1 protein-coding gene is annotated in these 310 nt (G+C 51.3%); it reads right to left on the minus strand.

Going from position 1 to position 310, the window contains the following annotated elements; translation table 11 throughout:
- On the minus strand, positions 1-310 hold a 310-nt coding region (locus J0A66_RS22595), incomplete at both ends, for a His/Gly/Thr/Pro-type tRNA ligase C-terminal domain-containing protein (RefSeq protein WP_241264393.1).

A 310-nucleotide genomic window follows, 5' to 3' on the forward strand; every position in this document is an offset into this window, starting at 1 on the left:
GGGCGCTCTTTACGGTCGTCAAACATTACCTCGATCCCGGCTTGTTGCAGGGCGTTGTATAGGGCCTCAGCAGCTTCCTGAATACGATGCGACTTATGCATGTTCATAGGGATAAGGGCAACCTTAAATGGCGCTATGGCGTCAGGCCAGATGATGCCGTACTTATCATGATTCTGTTCAATGGCGGCGGCCACAATACGGGATACGCCGATACCATAGCAACCCATGGTCAGTACCTGATGTTTACCGGATTCGGTCAGAACACCGCAGTTCATTGCCTGGGAGTATTTCTCACCCAACTGGAAGATGT

It is taken from the genome of Bowmanella dokdonensis (assembly GCF_017254865.1).
Classification (GTDB): domain Bacteria; phylum Pseudomonadota; class Gammaproteobacteria; order Enterobacterales; family Alteromonadaceae; genus Bowmanella; species Bowmanella dokdonensis.